This window comes from Limnohabitans curvus, from assembly GCF_003063475.1.
Classification (GTDB): domain Bacteria; phylum Pseudomonadota; class Gammaproteobacteria; order Burkholderiales; family Burkholderiaceae_C; genus Limnohabitans; species Limnohabitans curvus.
In genome coordinates, this window is record NZ_NESP01000001.1 from 2079968 (window position 1) to 2097008 (window position 17041).

At 56.6% G+C, this 17041-nt stretch carries 15 protein-coding genes; 4 read left to right on the top strand and 11 right to left on the bottom strand.

Annotated elements, in window-relative coordinates:
- Positions 1 to 86 precede the first annotated feature (86 nt).
- The 3 genes from B9Z44_RS10435 to B9Z44_RS10445 form a co-directional block, all read right to left on the bottom strand.
- On the bottom strand, positions 87 to 1727 hold the full coding sequence (locus B9Z44_RS10435) for an ion transporter (protein ID WP_108359249.1): 1641 nt from the start codon (positions 1725 to 1727) through the stop codon (positions 87 to 89).
- 8 nt (positions 1728 to 1735) lie between these two features.
- Positions 1736 to 2311, bottom strand: a complete 576-nt coding sequence (locus B9Z44_RS10440) for a hypothetical protein (protein ID WP_108402395.1) — start codon at positions 2309 to 2311, stop codon at positions 1736 to 1738.
- A gap of 94 nt (positions 2312 to 2405) precedes the next feature.
- Positions 2406 to 2657 carry a hypothetical protein gene (locus tag B9Z44_RS10445; RefSeq protein ID WP_146179030.1) on the bottom strand — a complete coding sequence of 84 codons (252 nt, stop codon included), beginning with the start codon at positions 2655 to 2657 and terminating at the stop codon, positions 2406 to 2408.
- 66 nt (positions 2658 to 2723) lie between these two features.
- Between B9Z44_RS10445 and B9Z44_RS10450 the strand changes: the two genes are divergently transcribed.
- Genes B9Z44_RS10450 through B9Z44_RS10465 form a run of 4 tightly spaced genes read left to right on the top strand, consistent with a single transcriptional unit; the run spans position 2724 to position 8058 of the window.
- Complete coding sequence (locus tag B9Z44_RS10450; RefSeq protein WP_108359247.1) at positions 2724 to 3983, top strand: putative Na+/H+ antiporter; 1260 nt, start codon at positions 2724 to 2726, stop codon at positions 3981 to 3983.
- A 25-nt stretch (positions 3984 to 4008) separates the two neighbouring features.
- Entirely contained in the window at positions 4009 to 4821 is an 813-nt protein-coding gene (locus B9Z44_RS10455; RefSeq protein ID WP_108402397.1) for a 4-hydroxy-tetrahydrodipicolinate reductase, read from the top strand.
- An 8-nt stretch (positions 4822 to 4829) separates the two neighbouring features.
- The gene (locus B9Z44_RS10460; protein ID WP_108402398.1) at positions 4830 to 6308 is read left to right on the top strand and encodes a SulP family inorganic anion transporter; all 1479 of its coding nucleotides are present in this window, start codon (positions 4830 to 4832) and stop codon (positions 6306 to 6308) included.
- Between the two features lies 1 nt (position 6309).
- Complete coding sequence (locus B9Z44_RS10465) at positions 6310 to 8058, top strand: ABC transporter transmembrane domain-containing protein (protein WP_108402399.1); 1749 nt, start codon at positions 6310 to 6312, stop codon at positions 8056 to 8058.
- A 26-nt stretch (positions 8059 to 8084) separates the two neighbouring features.
- On the opposite strand, the gene B9Z44_RS10470 is transcribed toward B9Z44_RS10465, so the two are convergent.
- The 8 genes from B9Z44_RS10470 to uraD form a co-directional block, all read right to left on the bottom strand.
- Positions 8085 to 8288 carry a hypothetical protein gene (locus B9Z44_RS10470; RefSeq protein WP_108402400.1) on the bottom strand — a complete coding sequence of 68 codons (204 nt, stop codon included), beginning with the start codon at positions 8286 to 8288 and terminating at the stop codon, positions 8085 to 8087.
- Between the two features lie 12 nt (positions 8289 to 8300).
- Positions 8301 to 9068 (bottom strand): ABC transporter permease, encoded by a 768-nt coding sequence (locus B9Z44_RS10475; protein ID WP_108359242.1) that lies wholly within the window; start codon positions 9066 to 9068, stop codon positions 8301 to 8303.
- A gap of 6 nt (positions 9069 to 9074) precedes the next feature.
- Positions 9075 to 9899 (bottom strand): ABC transporter ATP-binding protein, encoded by an 825-nt coding sequence (locus tag B9Z44_RS10480; RefSeq protein ID WP_108359241.1) that lies wholly within the window; start codon positions 9897 to 9899, stop codon positions 9075 to 9077.
- Positions 9900 to 9913: 14 nt separating this feature from the next.
- Complete coding sequence (locus B9Z44_RS10485; RefSeq protein WP_108402401.1) at positions 9914 to 10948, bottom strand: ABC transporter substrate-binding protein; 1035 nt, start codon at positions 10946 to 10948, stop codon at positions 9914 to 9916.
- A 244-nt stretch (positions 10949 to 11192) separates the two neighbouring features.
- On the bottom strand, positions 11193 to 11882 hold the full coding sequence (locus B9Z44_RS10490; RefSeq protein ID WP_108359239.1) for a TerC family protein: 690 nt from the start codon (positions 11880 to 11882) through the stop codon (positions 11193 to 11195).
- Between the two features lie 192 nt (positions 11883 to 12074).
- The gene (locus tag B9Z44_RS10495) at positions 12075 to 13562 is read right to left on the bottom strand and encodes a nucleobase:cation symporter-2 family protein (protein ID WP_108402402.1); all 1488 of its coding nucleotides are present in this window, start codon (positions 13560 to 13562) and stop codon (positions 12075 to 12077) included.
- A 319-nt stretch (positions 13563 to 13881) separates the two neighbouring features.
- The gene (locus B9Z44_RS10500; protein ID WP_108402890.1) at positions 13882 to 15162 is read right to left on the bottom strand and encodes a M20 family metallopeptidase; all 1281 of its coding nucleotides are present in this window, start codon (positions 15160 to 15162) and stop codon (positions 13882 to 13884) included.
- A 43-nt stretch (positions 15163 to 15205) separates the two neighbouring features.
- Positions 15206 to 17038 (bottom strand): 2-oxo-4-hydroxy-4-carboxy-5-ureidoimidazoline decarboxylase, encoded by a 1833-nt coding sequence (uraD, locus tag B9Z44_RS10505; RefSeq protein ID WP_108402403.1) that lies wholly within the window; start codon positions 17036 to 17038, stop codon positions 15206 to 15208.
- Between the last annotated feature and the right edge of the window lie 3 nt (positions 17039 to 17041).

A 17041-nucleotide genomic window follows, 5' to 3' on the forward strand; every position in this document is an offset into this window, starting at 1 on the left:
GTTGAATGTAATGTCTTAACAAACAAGCGGTCACACGGATGGGTGTGACCGCTTGTCTCAATGCCTGCTAAGTTAAGCCAAGCGGTTTAGCTGTTGCCCTGAATTTTGTGCCACAAAGCAAGCTCGCTTGATGACAATCGCGCACCTTGTTGTGCAGCTGCCTCAAATTTGGCTTCATCGGTTTGCACGCCGAGCTGTCTGATTTGGCCCAACAAGACTTTGAAATGCTCCACCGCCAAGGCTGGGTTTTCTGCAATCTTGTGGATGGGCAGCGGGTTGCGCTCTTCAAGCTCGTGTTCTTTGACCACCACCTCAATCAAGGCGTTGACTTCGGCCACAGTCAAATGCAAGCGCTTGGCTTCAGCACGAATGACAGCGGCTTCTTCATCGCTGATATGGCCATCTTTGAGGATGCTGAACAAGTTGGCTTTCAACTGGTCACGTTCTTTGACCAACTCATCGCTGAAGGCCGAGGCCAACAACGCAGCGGGGATGGCGAAGATACCAATGCCCATCAGCGCCAAGATGCTGGTCATCGCACGACCCATGGGGGTCACGGGTGAAATGTCGCCATAGCCCACGGACGCCAAGGTAATCACCGCCCAGTAGATCGACGTGGGGATGTTTTCAAACTTCTCAGGCTGAGCGTCGTATTCGAACAAGTAGCCCAAGCTGGCCGTCAAGACCAACAGCAAGAACATGATGAAGGTGGCCGCGCTCATGACGGGCCATTCACGCACCACGACTTTGACCAACACGGCTGTGGCATCGCTGCCGCGTGTGAGTTTGAGCAATCGGGCCAAACGGAACACTCGCAAGAAACGCAAGTCCATCAGGTGGTGCAAGAACACTTCTAAGAAGAAGGGCAGCACGGCCAAGAAGTCGATGAAGGTGGATGGCGATTTGGCTTGTTTGAAGCGTCCCATCACCGCACCTTTGTAGCCGGGCTCTTCCACGCAGGAGTAAATGCGCATGCAGTACTCCAAGGTGAAGATGCCGACAGCCACGGCGTCCAAGATCACGAATTGCAAATGCAGCACGTAATGAATGCCTTTGACCGACTCCAAGATCACCGCCAACACAGACAACAACACCCACACCGCAATGAACACCTCAAAGATGTTTTGCATGGTGCCGCCGTAGTTGCTGGGGAACACGAGGGCGTGAACCTTTTGGCGGAAGGTGCGGTCTTTGTTGAGTTCTTTGAATTCAGCGATGGCTGGAATCAAGACGCGGAACAACTTGAGGATTCGCAAGAGTCGCAGGAATCGCAACACGCGCAAGTCGATGGGAATGAACGCCTTCAAGTAAAAAGGCGCCACAGCCAAGAAGTCGATGATGGCAAATGGGCTAGAGACAAAGCCCCAGCGCGCGCTCTTGCGGTTCTTGAACTCTTCGTCCTCTGGCGCGAGGTACAAGCGCAAGGCGTATTCAATGGTGAAGACGGCCACAGAGAAGATGTCAAAGAGCTCAAACCAAGCACGGTAGGGTTCGTAAACCGCGGGCACGTGTTCGAACATCAAGGTGAACAAGTTGGCGATGATCAGATAACTGATCCATTTGTCTAAGGCGGCTTGTAGGTTCCCCGGAATGTTTGGGTCGAGCAACCAAGAGTAGAGCCACTTGCGCATGGGCAAGTCACGTGGGATGTTGGCCTCTTGGTCTTGACCCAGAATGGCCTCTACGTTGAGGTCTTGTAGAAATTTGTCTTGTTTAGTCATTTCCATGGCTCACCTCAGAATTCAAATTCAGCAACTTTGATGGCGTAGCCACCCTTGTCACATACAGAAAGACGCAATTGCATCTTGTAGTCAATGCTGTCAGTCTCGAGTAGTTGTGACGCCACAAAAGGTGTCGCTGAGCCAGGAGGGGTGGGCATCAAGTCTTCCAACAAAATCGCGCCCATTAAGGTGCGGTCGGATGGCACGCAAGCTGCCACAAAATGCGGCGTTGTATTGAAGAACGGATTGATTTGGTCCTTCAGCTCCGTGGTGGCCATGACGTGGGCCAGGCAAGCGCCCCAAGTGCCGGGTGTGTCTGCTTTGGCGTCTGCAGCCGGTTTGACGCCGCCTTTGCAGGCGGGATGCGGCGTGTTGGCCTCAAAACGTGTGGCGCCAGTCTCGGTCAGCCATGCCACCCAAGCTTCTCCGTTGCTTTTGGCGGTCTCTGTTTTGAGCGCTTCTTTGTAGTTGACAACGCCAAGCCCAGTGACAGCGACGACGACGAGCGCTAAAAAGGTCAAAAAGAGTTTGTCTGCTTTGTTTGGGCCGAGTTGTCGACTCTCGGTTGAGTGGTCTGTGGAAGATGCCATGGGGGATCGCCTTAAATAGAGGAAATCCGGCTTGTCTATGTGGGTATAGCGCCGGGCGAGAGTGGCATTGATGATATTCGTAAATTCGAGGAATTTATCGAATTAAGGCTAGATATTCGACGAACTTGATGTTTTTAATGAATATTAAAGACATAAAAAAAGCCGCTTCGAAAGCGGCTTTTGAAAGCATAAGGGGCATCTCATTTTGAATGATGACTGCCTGTGCATTTTCACTTGCTGCACGTAATTCAACCAAATCGTTATGCCCGGCTCCTAATGCCAATGTTGAAACCAATAGCAAACGTATTGTTGATATGTGTTCATTAGAATGGAGACGGGTGTTCATTCAATGATGAGTCAACAGGTTTAGCGTCGGTCGGGCCGCCACGCGGAAAAAACCTGTGTGTTTGCTATGACCCCTATTTCTATTGAGTGGGTGGCTGCTTTTCTATTTGCAGTCGCTTTAGCCCACACCTTTGCCGCCAAGTTCTTTGAACGGCTGTCCCATCGTTATCCTGCGCATGCTGGCTTGTTTCACCTCTTGGGTGAAGTCGAGGTTGTGTTTGGCTTTTGGGCCATCGTCCTGATCGTGTGCATGGCATGGCTGCAAGACGGCACGCAAGCTTTGGCTTATGCCGAATCGCGCCAATACACCGAGCCACTGTTTGTGTTTGTGGTGATGGTGGTGGCGGCGTCTAAACCTATTTTGAGTTTTGTCATGTCGGCAGTAGATGCGGCCTCGCGACTCATGCCCATGCGGGCCTCGCTGGCCAAGGCGTGGTTAGGTCTGTGTGCCGTGCCCTTGTTGGGCTCGGCCATCACCGAACCTGCTGCCATGACTATCGCCGCGTTGATGTTGGCCTCGCAGGTGTTTCGTACGGAAGTGCCTGAGCGGGTGAAGTACTTTGCGCTGGGGGTGTTGTTTGTCAACGTGTCGATTGGTGGCACGCTCACTTCATATGCCGCACCGCCCGTGTTAATGGTGGCCACTGTGTGGGGCTGGGACAGCGCGTTTATGTTTGCCCAGTTTGGCTGGAAGGCTGCGTTGGCTGTGCTGGTTAATGCCACAGCGGCGGTGTTTGTGCTGCGCAACCATTTGGGTGTGAACAGCCATGCTGTCGAGCCAGGCGTGACAGACCCCATTCCCAAAACTGTGATGGCCGTGCACTTGTTTTTTTTGGCGGCGGTGGTGGCTTTGGCGCATTACCCCGTGGCGTTCATTGGGCTGTTTGTGATGTTCATGGGGTTTGCACAAGCCTATGAGCGCTACCAAAACCCGCTGATTTTGAAAGAGGCTTTGTTGGTGGGCTTTTTCTTGGCGGGCTTGGTGGTGTTGGGCGGCATGCAGCAGTGGTGGCTGCAGCCCATTGTCTCGACCATGAACCCGCAGGTGTTGTTCTACGGAACCACGGTGCTGACGGCCTTTACCGATAACGCGGCGCTGACGTATTTGGGCTCGCTGATTTTGGATATTTCGGACGAAGCCAAATACAGCTTGGTGGCCGGTGCGGTGGCCGGCGGCGGCCTGACCGTGATTGCCAACGCACCCAACCCCGCGGGTGTGGCGCTGCTGCGTGCGGGGTTTGCCGATGCGTCGGTGGGGGCGGGTGGATTGTTATTAGGGGCTTTGTTTCCTACTGCGGTGGCCATGGCGGCCTTGCTTTTGTTGTGATTCATGTATTAAACGGAGGTGCAGCATGCGCGTTGGATTGATTGGTTTTGGTAAGACGGGCAGGGCTGTTGCGTCAGTGTTGTTGGATTCAGAGCTTACGCAGCTGCAGTGGGTGATGCGCCAGTCACATGTTTTAGAGCACCGGTCGGTAGCAGAATTCTTGGGCGTTAAGTCGGACGAGCCTGCGTTGATCTTGTCAAAGGCTGAATTCACAGCAGCCAATTTGTTGGACCAAAAACCAGTGGATGTGATCATTGATTTTTCGGGCGATTCGGGTTTGAGCTATTACGGCGAAGCGGCGGCCAAGCGAGGCATCACCATCATCAGCGCGGTGTCGCAGTACGAGCCAGAAACGAAGGAACGACTCAAGGCGCTTGCTTCGCAGACGGTGGTCATGCACTCGCCCAACATCACGCTGGGCATTAACTTCTTGATGATTTCAGCCAAGATTTTGAAGAATATTGCGCCCTACACCGATATTGAAATCATTGAGGAGCATTTCAAACTCAAGCCCGAAGTGTCTGGCACAGCCAAGGTCATTGCCAAGCAGCTAGACCTTGACGAGAGCCAAATCAAAACCATTCGTGCAGGCGGCATCATTGGCACGCATGAAATTTTGTTTGGTTTTCCATACCAAACCGTGCGTTTGAAGCACGAGTCGATTTCACGCGAAGCATTTGGTAACGGCATTGTGTTTGCGGTCGAGCAGCTGCAAGGCAAAAGCAAAGGCTTTTATTCGATGGAAGATTTGCTGTTGCCGTTCTTCCGCCTCACCGATGAGGACTCCGATACCTCGCAAAAGAGCAAGAAGCCTTGGTGGCGTTTTTGGGCCAACTAAACTAGGGCATGACTTTTCAATCACTCAAGCAAACTTGGTTTTTTAACGTTCGCGCCGATGTGCTAGCGGGTTTGGTGGTGGCGCTGGCCTTGATTCCTGAGACCATTGCGTTTTCCATCATCGCGGGGGTTGACCCCAAAGTGGGCTTGTATGCCTCGTTCTCGATTGCCACCATCTTGGCGTTTGCGGGCGGCCGCCCCGGCATGATTTCGGCGGCCACGGGCGCCATGGCGCTGGTGATTGCCAGCTTGGTCAAAGACCACGGCTTGCAGTATTTGTTGGCGGTCACGGTGTTGACAGGTGTGCTGCAAGTGGTGGCGGGCTGGCTGCACTTGGGCCGCATGATGCAGTTTGTGTCGCGCTCTGTGGTGACCGGTTTTGTCAACGCGCTGGCGATTTTGATTTTCATGGCCCAGCTGCCAGAGCTGATCCATGTGACATGGCATGTGTATGCCATGACGGCAGCGGGCTTGGTGATCATTTATGGCTTGCCCTACATCACCAAGGCTGTGCCTTCGCCGCTGGTGACGATTGTGGTGTTGACCGGTGTATCTATTTATTTAGGGTTAGACATTCGCACGGTGGGTGACATGGGCGAGTTGCCCAGCAGCCTGCCCGTGTTTTTGCTGCCTGATGTGCCGCTGAACTTGGACACTTTGCTGATCATCTTGCCGTACTCGGCCACTTTGATGGTGGTGGGTTTATTAGAGTCGCTCATGACGGCCACCATCGTGGACGAGATGACCGATACCAAAAGTGACAAGAGCCGCGAGTGCGTGGGCCAAGGCGTGGCCAACATTGCCACAGGTTTCATGGGTGGCATGGCGGGTTGCGCCATGATTGGTCAGTCGGTGATCAACGTCAAATCGGGTGGGCGCGGGCGTTTGTCCACCTTGGTGGCGGGTGTGATGCTGCTGATTTTGGTGGTGTTTTTGGGCGACTGGGTGCGCCAGATACCGATGGCTGCGTTGGTGGCGGTGATGATCATGGTCTCGATTGGCACGTTCAACTGGGGCTCGTTTCGCAACCTGCGTGAGCACCCCAAAAGCTCTAGCGTGGTGATGCTGGCCACCGTGCTGGTGACGGTGTACACCCACGATTTGGCGCGTGGCGTGTTGGTGGGGGTGTTGCTGTCGGGCTTTTTCTTTGCGCACAAGATTGGCCAAATTTTGCTGGTGCAGTCCGAGCAAGCAGACAACGGCCAAACCCATGTGTACCGCGTGATTGGCCAAGTGTTTTTTGCCAGCGCTGAGCGCTTTGTGGATGCGTTTGATTTTGAAGAGCCGGTGCACAAGGTGGTGGTGGATGTGTCACGCGCACATTTTTGGGACATCACAGCGGTCAGCGCTCTCGACAAAGTGGTGTTCAAGTTGCGCCGCAATGGCTTTGACGTGGAGGTGCGCGGCCTCAACTTGGCCAGCGCCACCTTGGTGGATAAGTTTGCCGTGCACGACAAAGATGGGCATGACCTGATCTTGGGTCACTGACATGAAGCCCACCCCCCAATCGCTGTCTGGACTGATTCCATTCATTCGCCCTTACCGTGTTCAGGTGGCCTTGGCTGGCCTGTTTTTGTTGCTGGCGGCTGGCACGACCTTGGCCTTTCCGTGGGCGCTGCGCACGTTGATTGACCAAGGCTTGGCCGAGCAGGCCACGCCCGAGGTGTTGGCCACTCAGTTTGTTGAGCTGTTCATGGTGGCTGCGGCCTTGGCGGTGTTTTCGTCGGCACGGTTTTACATGGTGAGCTGGCTGGGCGAGAAGATCACGGTGGACTTGAAAAACAAGGTCTACGCCCATGTGCTGCAGCAAAGCCCCACGTTTTTTGAAACCACGCAGTCGGGCGAGGTGCTGTCGCGTTTGACGAGCGACGCCACCCTGATTCAAACCGTGGTGGGCTCGTCGTTGTCGATGGGGCTGCGCAATGCGGTGATGGGCGTGGGCGCAATGGCCATGCTGATTTGGACCAACCCTTGGCTGATGTTGCAGGTGATTGGGGTGCTGGCGTTGGTGGTGTTTCCGAGTGTGTATTTGGGCCGCCGTGTGCGCCGCCTGTCGCGTGCCAGCCAAGACCGTGTGGCCGATTCAAGTGCCATGGCGTCTGAGGTGCTGAATGCCATTTCGGTGGTGCAAAGCTACACGGCCGAGCGGCGCGAGGCTTTGCGATTCAGCGGCTCGACCGCGCAAGCCTTGGCCACGTCGCTGCGCCGCGTGCGTGCGCGTTCGGCCTTGGTGGGTTTCATCATCATGGCGTCGAGTGCGGCGTTGTTGTGGGGCTTGTACATGGGTGCACTGTCGGTGCGTGCGGGCACGACCACCGCCGGTGAGCTGGGCCAAACCGTGGTGTATGTGGTGTTGCTGGCCAGCGCCTTTGCCGTGCTGGGTGAGGTGTATGGCGATGTGCTGCGTGCCGCAGGTGCGATCGAGCGGCTGATGGAGCTGCTGCACACCCAATCGGATGTGCGTTCGCCCGAGCAGCCACAGCGTGCGCCTTGGCCTACACACGGTTCGAGCTTGGTGCTGCGTGAGGTGAGTTTCAACTACCCGTCGCGGCCCGCGCAGCGCGCCCTCAATGGCCTTGCGGGCGAGGTGCATGCAGGGCAAACCGTGGCCATTGTTGGCCCCAGTGGTGCTGGCAAGACCACGCTGTTTTCTTTGCTGATGCGTTTTTATGCGCCTCAGCAAGGCGCAGTGCTGTTAGACGGCGTGGCGATTGAGCAAATGGATTTGCACGATTTGCGTCAGCGCATTGGCGTTGTGCCGCAAGAGCCCGTGGTGTTTTCGGGCACGGTGATGGAGAACATCCGCTACGGCCAACCCGATGCCACTGACCAAGCTGTGCATGCAGCGGCAGAGGCGGCGTTTGCTACGGAATTTATCAACGAGTTGCCCGAAGGCTTTGACACGTATTTGGGTGACCGAGGCGTGCGCTTGTCGGGCGGGCAGCGTCAGCGCATTGCGATTGCACGGGCTATTTTGAAGAACCCACCCATGCTGCTGCTAGACGAAGCCACCAGCGCTTTGGACGCCAACAGCGAGCGCATGGTGCAAGCTGCGTTAGAGAAAGCCATGCAAGGCCGCACGACCCTCGTGATTGCACACCGCTTGGCCACGGTGCAGCGTGCCGACTGTATTTGGGTGCTAGAGCATGGCCGCTTGGTGGAGCAGGGCACACACGCCGAGTTGATGGCGCGTGCGGGTCTGTATGCCAGTTTGGCCGCCTTGCAGTTTGGTGAATAAACAGCGGAACGGCTGAAGGGCTGCGCTTAATCGCAGCTGTTGCAGCCCGAGCTGGTGGCCATTTTCTTTTGATAGCCCGCCAGAATGCGCTTGACCAGTTTGAGCGGCAGATTTCTCAGCCACGCTGGCAAAACACCAGACGCACTGAAAGAGAACGCAGCCGCCCAGCGGGTCAGGGGGCGAAGCCACGCGGTGGCTTCAAGAAACTCTTTTTGCTGTTGTGCGTACATGTGTCTGTGCGATCAGTGGTTTTGTGAGCCGCGGTGAGCCCAACCCGTGGTGTGTTTTTCAATCATGCTGAACAGCTCGTACATGATCATGGCCATCGCGCCCACGACCACCAAGCCCGCAAATGCCAAGCCCATTTGCATGGCCGAGCCCGCAGAAATCAGCAGGTAACCAATGCCTTCGTTGGCGGCGGTCATCTCAGACACGGTGGTGCCCACAAAGGCCAAGGTGATGGCGACTTTGAGTGAACCGTAGAAGTAGGGCATGGAGCGGGGCAGGCCCACTTTGATCAACACGTCCCAGCGCTTGGCGCCCAAGACGCGCAACACGTCTTCAAGCTCAGGCTCTAAGGTGGCCAAGCCCGTGGCGATGTTCACCATGATGGGGAAGAAGCTGATGAGGAAGGCAGTCAAGATGGCAGGGCCCACGCCAATGCCAAACCACACCACCAAAATCGGCACAAAGGCCGCTTTGGGCAAGGCGTTGAAGCCGGTCATCAGCGGGTACACGGCTGCATAGGCCAAGCGTGAGCTGCCAATGACAAAGCCGAGCAGCACGCCCACCACGATGGCAATGCCAAAGCCGACCATGGTCACCCAGAAGGTGCGCCACGCGTGGCCCGCAATGACGTCGCGGTATTCGACCATTTGCTGCCAGATGCGCAGCGGTGATGGGAAGACAAATTCAGACACATTGAAGAGCGAGCACATGCCTTGCCAAATGACCAAGGTGGCAATCAGCAAGCCCCAAGGCGCCCAAGTTTCGAGTTGTTTTTGATTCATGGTTTTTTACTGCCCGAGGTGGGTGCCGTCTTTGCGCATGGCGCCAATGTGGCCGCGCAGCTCGTGGACGATGTTTGTGAACTCGGGGGTGTAGGTCACCTCCAAGTCACGGGGGCGTGGCAAGTCGATGTCGCGTTTGACCACAAAGCGGCCTGGGCTCTTGCTCATCACATACACGGTGTCGGCCAAGAAGACGGACTCACGCAAATCGTGGGTGACCAAGATGACGTTGAACTTTTGTTCGGCGTGCAAGTCGCGCAGCGTGCACCACAGCTCTTCGCGGGTGAAGGCGTCGAGCGCACCAAACGGCTCGTCAAGCAACAGCATCTTGGGCTCATGAATCAACGCACGGCAAATGCTGGCGCGTTGCTGCATGCCACCTGACAGTTCCCACGGAAACTTGCGCTCGTAACCGCTCAAGCCCACGCTTTGCAACAACTTGATGGCTCGGGCTTCGTACTCTGCCTTTTTGGCTTTGAAGTTGGAACGGTAAGGTTCCACGATTTCCAAAGGCAACAGCACGTTATCCAGCGTGGTGCGCCAAGGCAGCAGCGAGGACGATTGGAATGCCATGCCGCTGATCTTGAGCGGACCATTGACGGGCTGACCATCGACATAAATTTCGCCACGGCTGGGTTTTTTCAAACCCGTGGTGAGTTTCATGAAGGTGGATTTGCCGCAACCCGAGGGACCCACAATCGCGATGAACTCGCCTTGCTTGACCTGCAGGTTGATGTCTTCCACTGCAAAGTGGTTTTGCGCCAACAACTCATCGTTGTAGGCGAGCCAGACGTTTTGAAAGTCGACGAAGTGTTCGGGAGAAGCAGTCATCAAAAGGGGCCTATTTACTTCTTACCTTTTGGCAACACGTCGAGTTCTTTGGCTGTGGGCAGGAAAGAACCGTTCCAGATTTCGTCTGCTTTGACGCGTGTCTTGGTGTTGAACGCATCAGACACTTGCGATGCCATCAAAGACAAACGAGGCGCTTTGATTTGGCCAAAGCCTTCAGCACGCGCGTCTGGGCTGTTGATCACGGTGTCAATGGCCAGCTTCAAGCGGCGTGTTTCGAGCTCGGTGTTGATGATGCCGTCGCGGGCCTTGACCGTTTCGATGGCTTTGGCGGGGTCAGCGATCACATCTTTCGCGCCTTTGGCGAAAGCAGTCAAGAACGCTTTGATGGCGGCTGGGTTTTCTTTGACCAATTTGGGTGAGGCGATGATGGCATTGCCGTACAGCTTCACGCCGAAGTCTGGGTATTGCATGACCACCACGTCGTCAGCTTTCACACCACGGGCTTCAATGTTGAGCAAAGAGGTGAACGTGAAGCCGGTGATCGCGTCCACATCGCCGCGCACCAACATGGTTTCGCGCAAAGGTGGGTCCATCGACACCCAGTTCACGGCGGGCACGCTGTTGGCCTTGGCGAAGATGGGGAAAGCGCGACGGCCTGCGTCAAACACAGGTGCGCCCAGCTTTTTGCCAGCCAAGTCGGCAGGCGTTTTGATGCCCGATTTTTTCAACGCCATCACCGACGCGGGCGTGTTGTTGTAGACCATCATCACGGCCACAGGCTTGTTGGGTGCGTCGGGGTTGTTGGCGTGGAATTCCATCAAGGCGGCCAAGTCGGCAAAGCCCAAGTCGTATGCGCCTGAAGCCACGCGGTTAACTGCGCCGCCCGAACCGTTGCCAGCATCCACCGTCACATCGAGCTTGGCGTCTTTGAAATAGCCTTTGGCAGCAGGCACCAAGAAGAAAGCAGCGGGGCCTTCAAAGCGCCAGTCGAGTTGGAACTTGAGGGGCGTAGTTTGTGCTGAGGCACCCGCAAACGTGGCAGCCAATGCCAAGCCGAGGGTGGTTTTGATGAAGGTGCGTTTGATCATGTGGGCCTCTTAAAAGCAAATTGAAAAGTCGATGCCAACTACCTTGCAATAAAGGTGCCCGCTGAGAGTAGCGGTTTTAGACTGGCAGAGCGCAAATTGTGCGCGAGAATGGTTTGTATACAAGCTGACATTGCACCAATGCGGTGATCTGCACTTTCACGGTGCGTCGCCTGCTGTGTCGTTCAGGTATGAAAAAAGCCAGCACGTTGGCTGGCTTTTGAGGGGGAGCAGAAAGCGCTTTGCCTTATTCAGCTTGTATCGCTTTGTGTTTGCGGGACTGGTTGAACTTGCCCCAAATAAACACCAAGACTGCACCGCAAGCGGCTGCTGTCAGATGGAACCAAGAGTTGGCGGCGCTGAAATCGCGCAGCACAGCATCGCTGGCCACAGTTTCACCACCGACCCAGCCAATCAAAGCTGCGCCAAGGGTAATGATGATGGGAAAGCGCTCCATGAGTTTGATCATCAAAGTGCTGCCGAAAATCACCATCGGAATGCTGATGGCCAAGCCGATGATCAACAGCACTTGGTCGCCTTTGGCGGCTGCAGCCACAGCAATGACGTTGTCCAAGCTCATGACCAAGTCGGCGATCAAGATGGTGCGAATAGCGGAAAAGAGGCTGCTGTGCTCGCTGCCTTCACCTTCGTCTTCGTCTTCACCCGCCAAGAGTTGTGCGCCAATCCACAAGAGTAGCGCGCCGCCTACGATTTGCAGATATTCCAAGTTCATCAACATGGCCGCAACCACGGTCAAGCCGATACGCAGGACCACAGCAGCACCAGAGCCAAACATGATGGCTTTTTTCTGCTGTTCAGGGGGCAAGCTGCGAGCCGCCAAAGCGATCACGACGGCGTTGTCGCCTGACAAGATGATGTTGATCCAAATAATCAACAGCAGGCCTAGCCAGAAGTCAGTGCTTTGAAGTAGTTCCATATTTTGTTTGCTCCAGACAATGGGGGGGAATGTGGTGTTGCGATCCAATGAGGGGGTCGCTTTTTTTGATCAGCGAGTGTAACTGTGTGCTATCGCACGCCTTGTTGGTATTACTGCTTATGCCAGCCTCAACCGGCTGTGCAGATGAAAAAGGCCCGTCGGAACGGGCCTTTTCAAGTCACCCAGGTGTCTTTAGTGGTTATCTGCTTGACGAGCAGCCGCGACAGCCGCTGAGTCGTCCTTGGACGCGCCGTTGAAGAACAAGTTCAACAACACCGCTGAGATGGAGGCCAACAAGATGCCCGACTCAATCAGTGGGTGCAGGTTGTGCGGCATCCATTGCTTGAAGTTCGGGGCGATCAGCGGAATCATGCCGATGCCAATGGAAATGGCCACGACCAAGCTGTTGAAGCGGTTGTTCTTGAAGTCCACACCGCCCAAGATGCGAATGCCGGTGGCGGCCACCATGCCAAACATCACCAAGCCAGCGCCGCCCAAGACCACCGTGGGGAGTGACTCAACCAAAGCAGCCATCTTAGGAATGACGCCCAAGATGATGAGGATGATGCCGCCGGCCACGCACACAAAGCGGCTCTTTACACCCGTCACGGCAACGAGGCCCACGTTTTGCGAGAAGCTGGTGTAAGGGAAGGTGTTGAAGATGCCGCCAATCAGCGTGCCCAAACCATCGGTGCGCAAACCACGGGTGAGCGCGGCGCGGTCCACATGACGGTCGGTCATTTCGCCCAAGGCCAAGAACATGCCTGTGGATTCGATCATCACCACAATCATCACCAAAGTCATGGTGAGGATGAGCACGGGGTCAAACACAGGCATACCAAACTGGAATGGGGTGACGATGCCAAACCACTCGGCCTTGCCCACTTTGTCAAAGTTCATTAGCCCGAAGCTGGTGGCGACCACGCCGCCGATGATGATGCCCAAGAGCACCGAGATGTTGGCGATGAAGCCTTTGGCAAATTTGGCGATCATCAAAATAGACACCAGCACCAAAGCGGCAATGCCCACGCCCGTGAGGTCGGCGTATTTGGGGTTTGGAATTTTGGCAACCAAGGCCAAATCTTTGGGCACCGCAGACAAGGTGGAGCCAGGGGCCGAAGCCGCCGCCGCAGCGTCAGCCAGCCACTTGGCGTGCTCGGGGTTGACGATAGACGGCGCGGTGGGGCCGAAAGGGTTGCCAAAAATCCAATTGATGCCAATGCGCATCAAGCTGATGCCGATCACCGCAATGATGGTGCCGGTCACCACGGGGGGAAAGAAGCGCAGCATGCGGCTGACCAAGGGAGCGATCAGCATCGAGATCACGCCCGCGCCCATGATGGCGCCAAAGATGAGTTGTGCCCCTGCGTCGCCTGGGTTGGCATTGGCCATAGACACCATAGGTGCCACGGCGGCAAAGGTCACGCCCATCATGACGGGCAAGCGAATGCCAAACCATTGGGTCGCACCCCACGATTGAATGAGGGTGACCAAGCCGCACACAAACAAGTCGGCCGAAATCAGCATGGCCACTTGTTCGGGGCTGAGCTTCAAAGCACGGCCCACGATGAGCGGCACAGCCACAGCGCCTGCGTACATGACGAGCACGTGTTGCAAGCCGAGAGCGGCGAGCTTGCCGGTAGGCAAGTGCTCGTCAACGGGATGGGTGGATTGGGTCATGGTTTTTCCTTTTGGATTTCTCGCATACAAAACTGTATACAAAGTTGCCGCGGCTTGTTTTACGGAGAAACCCTATTTTTTGCTTTTGTTTTGCTGGGCTCGCTGTAGGCGCAGGCAGTGGGCAGGTTCCTCATGCTGGGGTACCAGAAATCGTCACCTGCCCACTGCCTCCACCTACAGACTGCGGCGAGCAGTTTTTCAGATGAAACAGTTGTGCGGCTTGGGGGCGGCGGCCGACGATTTCTGGTACTCCAGCATGAGGAGGCCGCCGTGCCCAAGCCGCACAACTCCCACCGGAGCGAAATCCTACGAAACAGATTTAACTCAACAAATCCAACAACGTGCGCGCCACTACCTTGGTCGCCCGACGCACATCTTCCAACATCACACGTTCATCGTTGCGCTTGGCATGGCTCTCCAGCACCGTGCGTGGCCCTGCGCCGTAGATGACGCCCGGAATGCCCTGTGCCACATACAAACGCACATCGGTGTACAGCGGCGTGCCCACAGCGGGGATGGGCTCACCAAACAATTCACCACCGTGTTTTTGGATGGCGTCCACCAATGGCTTGTTGCCTGCCAGCGGCACCATGGCCTTAGCGAGCAAGAGGCGTTTGATGTCGACCTTGAGTTGCTTGCCGCCACGGGGTGGGTTAAAGCTGGCCGCTGCGTCTTCGATGGTTTTGCGAATAGACGCTTCCACTTCAACAGGGTTCTCTTCCGGAATCATGCGGCGGTCGAGCTTGAACACGACCTTGCCCGGCACCACGTTGGTGTTGGTGCCACCGCTGATTTGGCCGACGTTCAGGTAAGGGTGGGTGATGCCTTCAATCTTTGAGGTCGTATTTTTGTAGCCCTCGTTGAGCGCATGCAGTGCGTTCAGGATGTGCACTGCGCCTTGCAACGCGTCGGTGCCGCTGTCGGGAATGGCGGCGTGTGCCATTTCACCTTGCACGGTGACTTCCATTTGCAAGCAGCCGTTGTGGGCGGTGACCACTTGGTAGCTAAAGCCTGCCGCAATCATCAAGTCGGGTTTGGTCAGGCCGTGCGAAAGCAACCAGCCTGGGCCTTTCTCGCCGCCAAACTCTTCGTCGTAGGTGAAGTGCAGTTCGACGCCGCCACGCAGCTGCACCAGCGGCTGCCCGCCTGGTTCTTGAGGCAAGCCCAACGACTCCAGTGCGCGTGTGGCAAAGGTGAAGGTCGAGAAGTCGCTTTTGCTCACTGCCGTGGCGCGGCCATACATCGCGCCGTTTTCAATCTCAGCGCCGTAGGGCTTGTGCGTCCAGCCTTCGCCGGGGGGCACCACGTCGCCGTGGGCGTTGAGCGCAATGGTTTTGCCGCCATCGGCAAACTTGCGACGCACGATGAGGTTGGTGATGCTTTCCAAACCGTAGGCTTTGACTTCCGGCAAGGGCACAGCGTGCTTTTCGGCTTCGTAGCCAAAGCTGTGCAGCAACTCGGCGGTGCGCTCGGCGTGCGGTGCGTTGTTGCCGGGTGGGGTGTCGGTGGGGACTTGCACCAAGGCCTGCAAGAACTTCACTTGCTCATCAAAGTGCGCGTCAATCCAGGCGTCGAGTTGGGCGTATAGGGTTTGGCTCATGGTGTGTGTCGGGTTGTCGTTGTCGGGTGAAGCGCGTTGGAGCTTAGGCATGTGTGTTGTGCAGCAAGTGCATGAAGGCGTCGATGGCCAGTTGCATGTCGTCGCTGGTGGTGCTCTCAAGCGGGTTGTGGCTGATGCCGGCATTTTGACCACGCACAAACAACATGGCTTGGGGCATGACTTCGTGCAGTTTCATCGCGTCGTGGCCCGCGCCGCTGGGCAGGTGGAACACGGGCACGCCCAAGCTTTGCACAGCGTTTTCCCACAAGCCTTGCAGCTTGGCGTCGCTAGGTGCGGCGCTGGCGCGCATGGTTTCTTCGAGGGTGTAGTGCAAGCCACGGCGCTCGCAAATGGCTTTGAGTTCAGCGAGCACGTCGTTCATCAATGCATCGCGCATGGCGTCGGTGGTGGCGCGCAGGTCGAGGCTGAATTGGCAGCGGCCGGGCACCACGTTGATGGAGCCGTTGGGGACGGTCAGCATGCCGATGGTGCCTACACATGCCGAAGTTGGGTTCTTCGCCGTGTCGGCAGAGACGGCGTTCAATGCCGCCGCGCGTTTTTCTACAAACAAGGCCAGTTCGGCCACGGCAGTGGCGGCGTCGCGGCGGCGGTCCATCGGTGTGGTGCCTGCGTGGCTGGCCATGCCGACTACTTCGCCCACAAAGCGCACGCTGCCGTTGATGGAGGTGACCACGCCCAGCGGAATGTCGAGTTCGTTCAGCACAGGACCTTGCTCGATGTGGACTTCGACAAAGCCCAAGTAGTCTGCGGCGTTGCGGGTGAGTTGAGGGATGTCTTCAACCTTCAAGCCGGCTTGTTTCATGGCTTGTCGCATGGTGATGCCGTCCGCATCTTGTTGGTCCAGCCACTCGTGTTTGAAGTCGCCCACCAAAGCGCCAGAGCCGAGGAAAGTGGCTTTGTAGCGTTGGCCTTCTTCTTCGGCAAAGGCCACCACTTCGAGGTTGAAAGGCAAACGCTTACCTGCGCGGGCCAGTTCGCGCACGCAGGCTATGGGCACGAAGATGCCCAAGCGGCCGTCGTACTTGCCGCCGTTGCGCACGGTGTCGTAGTGCGAGCCGGTCATCAAAGTTTTGGCGTCGTGTGATGCAGCTTTGTAAACACCCACCACGTTGCCCACCGCGTCGATGTGCACCTCGTCAAAGCCGCAGGCTTTCATGCCCAGCTCAATCGTGCGGGCGCATTTCAGGTGTGCGTCGGTCAGGTAAGTGACGGTGAGTTCTTCGCGTGCGGCGTGCGGCGCTTGTGGGTTCACCACGCCAGCGTCGCTGAACTGGGCCAGCCATTCGTGCCAGTCCCACACCTCTTGGCCCAGCGCGGGCTCGTAGCCCAGTTTGTCGTTCAAGCGAATCTCCACGATGCGGTGGATGTTGCGCAAGCACTCGGCTAGTTCGTAGTCGGGGTGGTTGTGCAGGCGGCGCTCGAAGGTGCTGATGATTTGCTGTTTGTTGAGGCCAGAGCCACGCGGGCCGCGCACGGCCAAGATGAACGGAAAACCAAACTTGGCGTTGTAGCTGGCGTTGAGCTGCTGGATGTGCGCAAATTCTTGCTCGCTGCAGTGGGTCAGGCCCGCTTTGGTTTGCTCGTTGGTGGATTCGGCGGTGAGGCTTTTGCTCACCATGGCTTTTCCTGCCAACTCGGGGTGGGCGCGGACTAAGGCGAGTTGCGGTGCACGGCCAGCTTTCTCCAGCACCTTCACCATCGCGTGCTTGAGCGCGGCGGCAGATGCAAAAGGGCGAGCAGCGAGCGCTTGTTCGGCAATCCAATCGGAGTGTTCGTACAAGCCGGTCAGCAGGGCGGCTGCCTCGGCGCGGGGCAGGGTGTTGATTTGGTTCAGCGTGATGTGCGAGTGGCTCATGGC

What these genes read in the sequence shown, in the direction of transcription:
- uraD (WP_108402403.1), bottom strand. Translation starts at nt 17,038, where the DNA reads ATGAGCCACTCGCACATCACGCTGAACCAAATCAACACCCTGCCCCGC.
- B9Z44_RS10455 (WP_108402397.1), top strand. Translation starts at nt 4,009, where the DNA reads ATGCGCGTTGGATTGATTGGTTTTGGTAAGACGGGCAGGGCTGTTGCG.
- B9Z44_RS10485 (WP_108402401.1), bottom strand. Translation starts at nt 10,948, where the DNA reads ATGATCAAACGCACCTTCATCAAAACCACCCTCGGCTTGGCATTGGCT.
- B9Z44_RS10500 (WP_108402890.1), bottom strand. Translation starts at nt 15,162, where the DNA reads ATGAGCCAAACCCTATACGCCCAACTCGACGCCTGGATTGACGCGCAC.
- B9Z44_RS10450 (WP_108359247.1), top strand. Translation starts at nt 2,724, where the DNA reads ATGACCCCTATTTCTATTGAGTGGGTGGCTGCTTTTCTATTTGCAGTC.
- B9Z44_RS10490 (WP_108359239.1), bottom strand. Translation starts at nt 11,882, where the DNA reads ATGGAACTACTTCAAAGCACTGACTTCTGGCTAGGCCTGCTGTTGATT.
- B9Z44_RS10435 (WP_108359249.1), bottom strand. Translation starts at nt 1,727, where the DNA reads ATGGAAATGACTAAACAAGACAAATTTCTACAAGACCTCAACGTAGAG.
- B9Z44_RS10495 (WP_108402402.1), bottom strand. Translation starts at nt 13,562, where the DNA reads ATGACCCAATCCACCCATCCCGTTGACGAGCACTTGCCTACCGGCAAG.
- B9Z44_RS10470 (WP_108402400.1), bottom strand. Translation starts at nt 8,288, where the DNA reads ATGTACGCACAACAGCAAAAAGAGTTTCTTGAAGCCACCGCGTGGCTT.
- B9Z44_RS10480 (WP_108359241.1), bottom strand. Translation starts at nt 9,899, where the DNA reads ATGACTGCTTCTCCCGAACACTTCGTCGACTTTCAAAACGTCTGGCTC.
- B9Z44_RS10475 (WP_108359242.1), bottom strand. Translation starts at nt 9,068, where the DNA reads ATGAATCAAAAACAACTCGAAACTTGGGCGCCTTGGGGCTTGCTGATT.
- B9Z44_RS10465 (WP_108402399.1), top strand. Translation starts at nt 6,310, where the DNA reads ATGAAGCCCACCCCCCAATCGCTGTCTGGACTGATTCCATTCATTCGC.
- B9Z44_RS10460 (WP_108402398.1), top strand. Translation starts at nt 4,830, where the DNA reads ATGACTTTTCAATCACTCAAGCAAACTTGGTTTTTTAACGTTCGCGCC.
- B9Z44_RS10445 (WP_146179030.1), bottom strand. Translation starts at nt 2,657, where the DNA reads ATGAACACCCGTCTCCATTCTAATGAACACATATCAACAATACGTTTG.
- B9Z44_RS10440 (WP_108402395.1), bottom strand. Translation starts at nt 2,311, where the DNA reads ATGGCATCTTCCACAGACCACTCAACCGAGAGTCGACAACTCGGCCCA.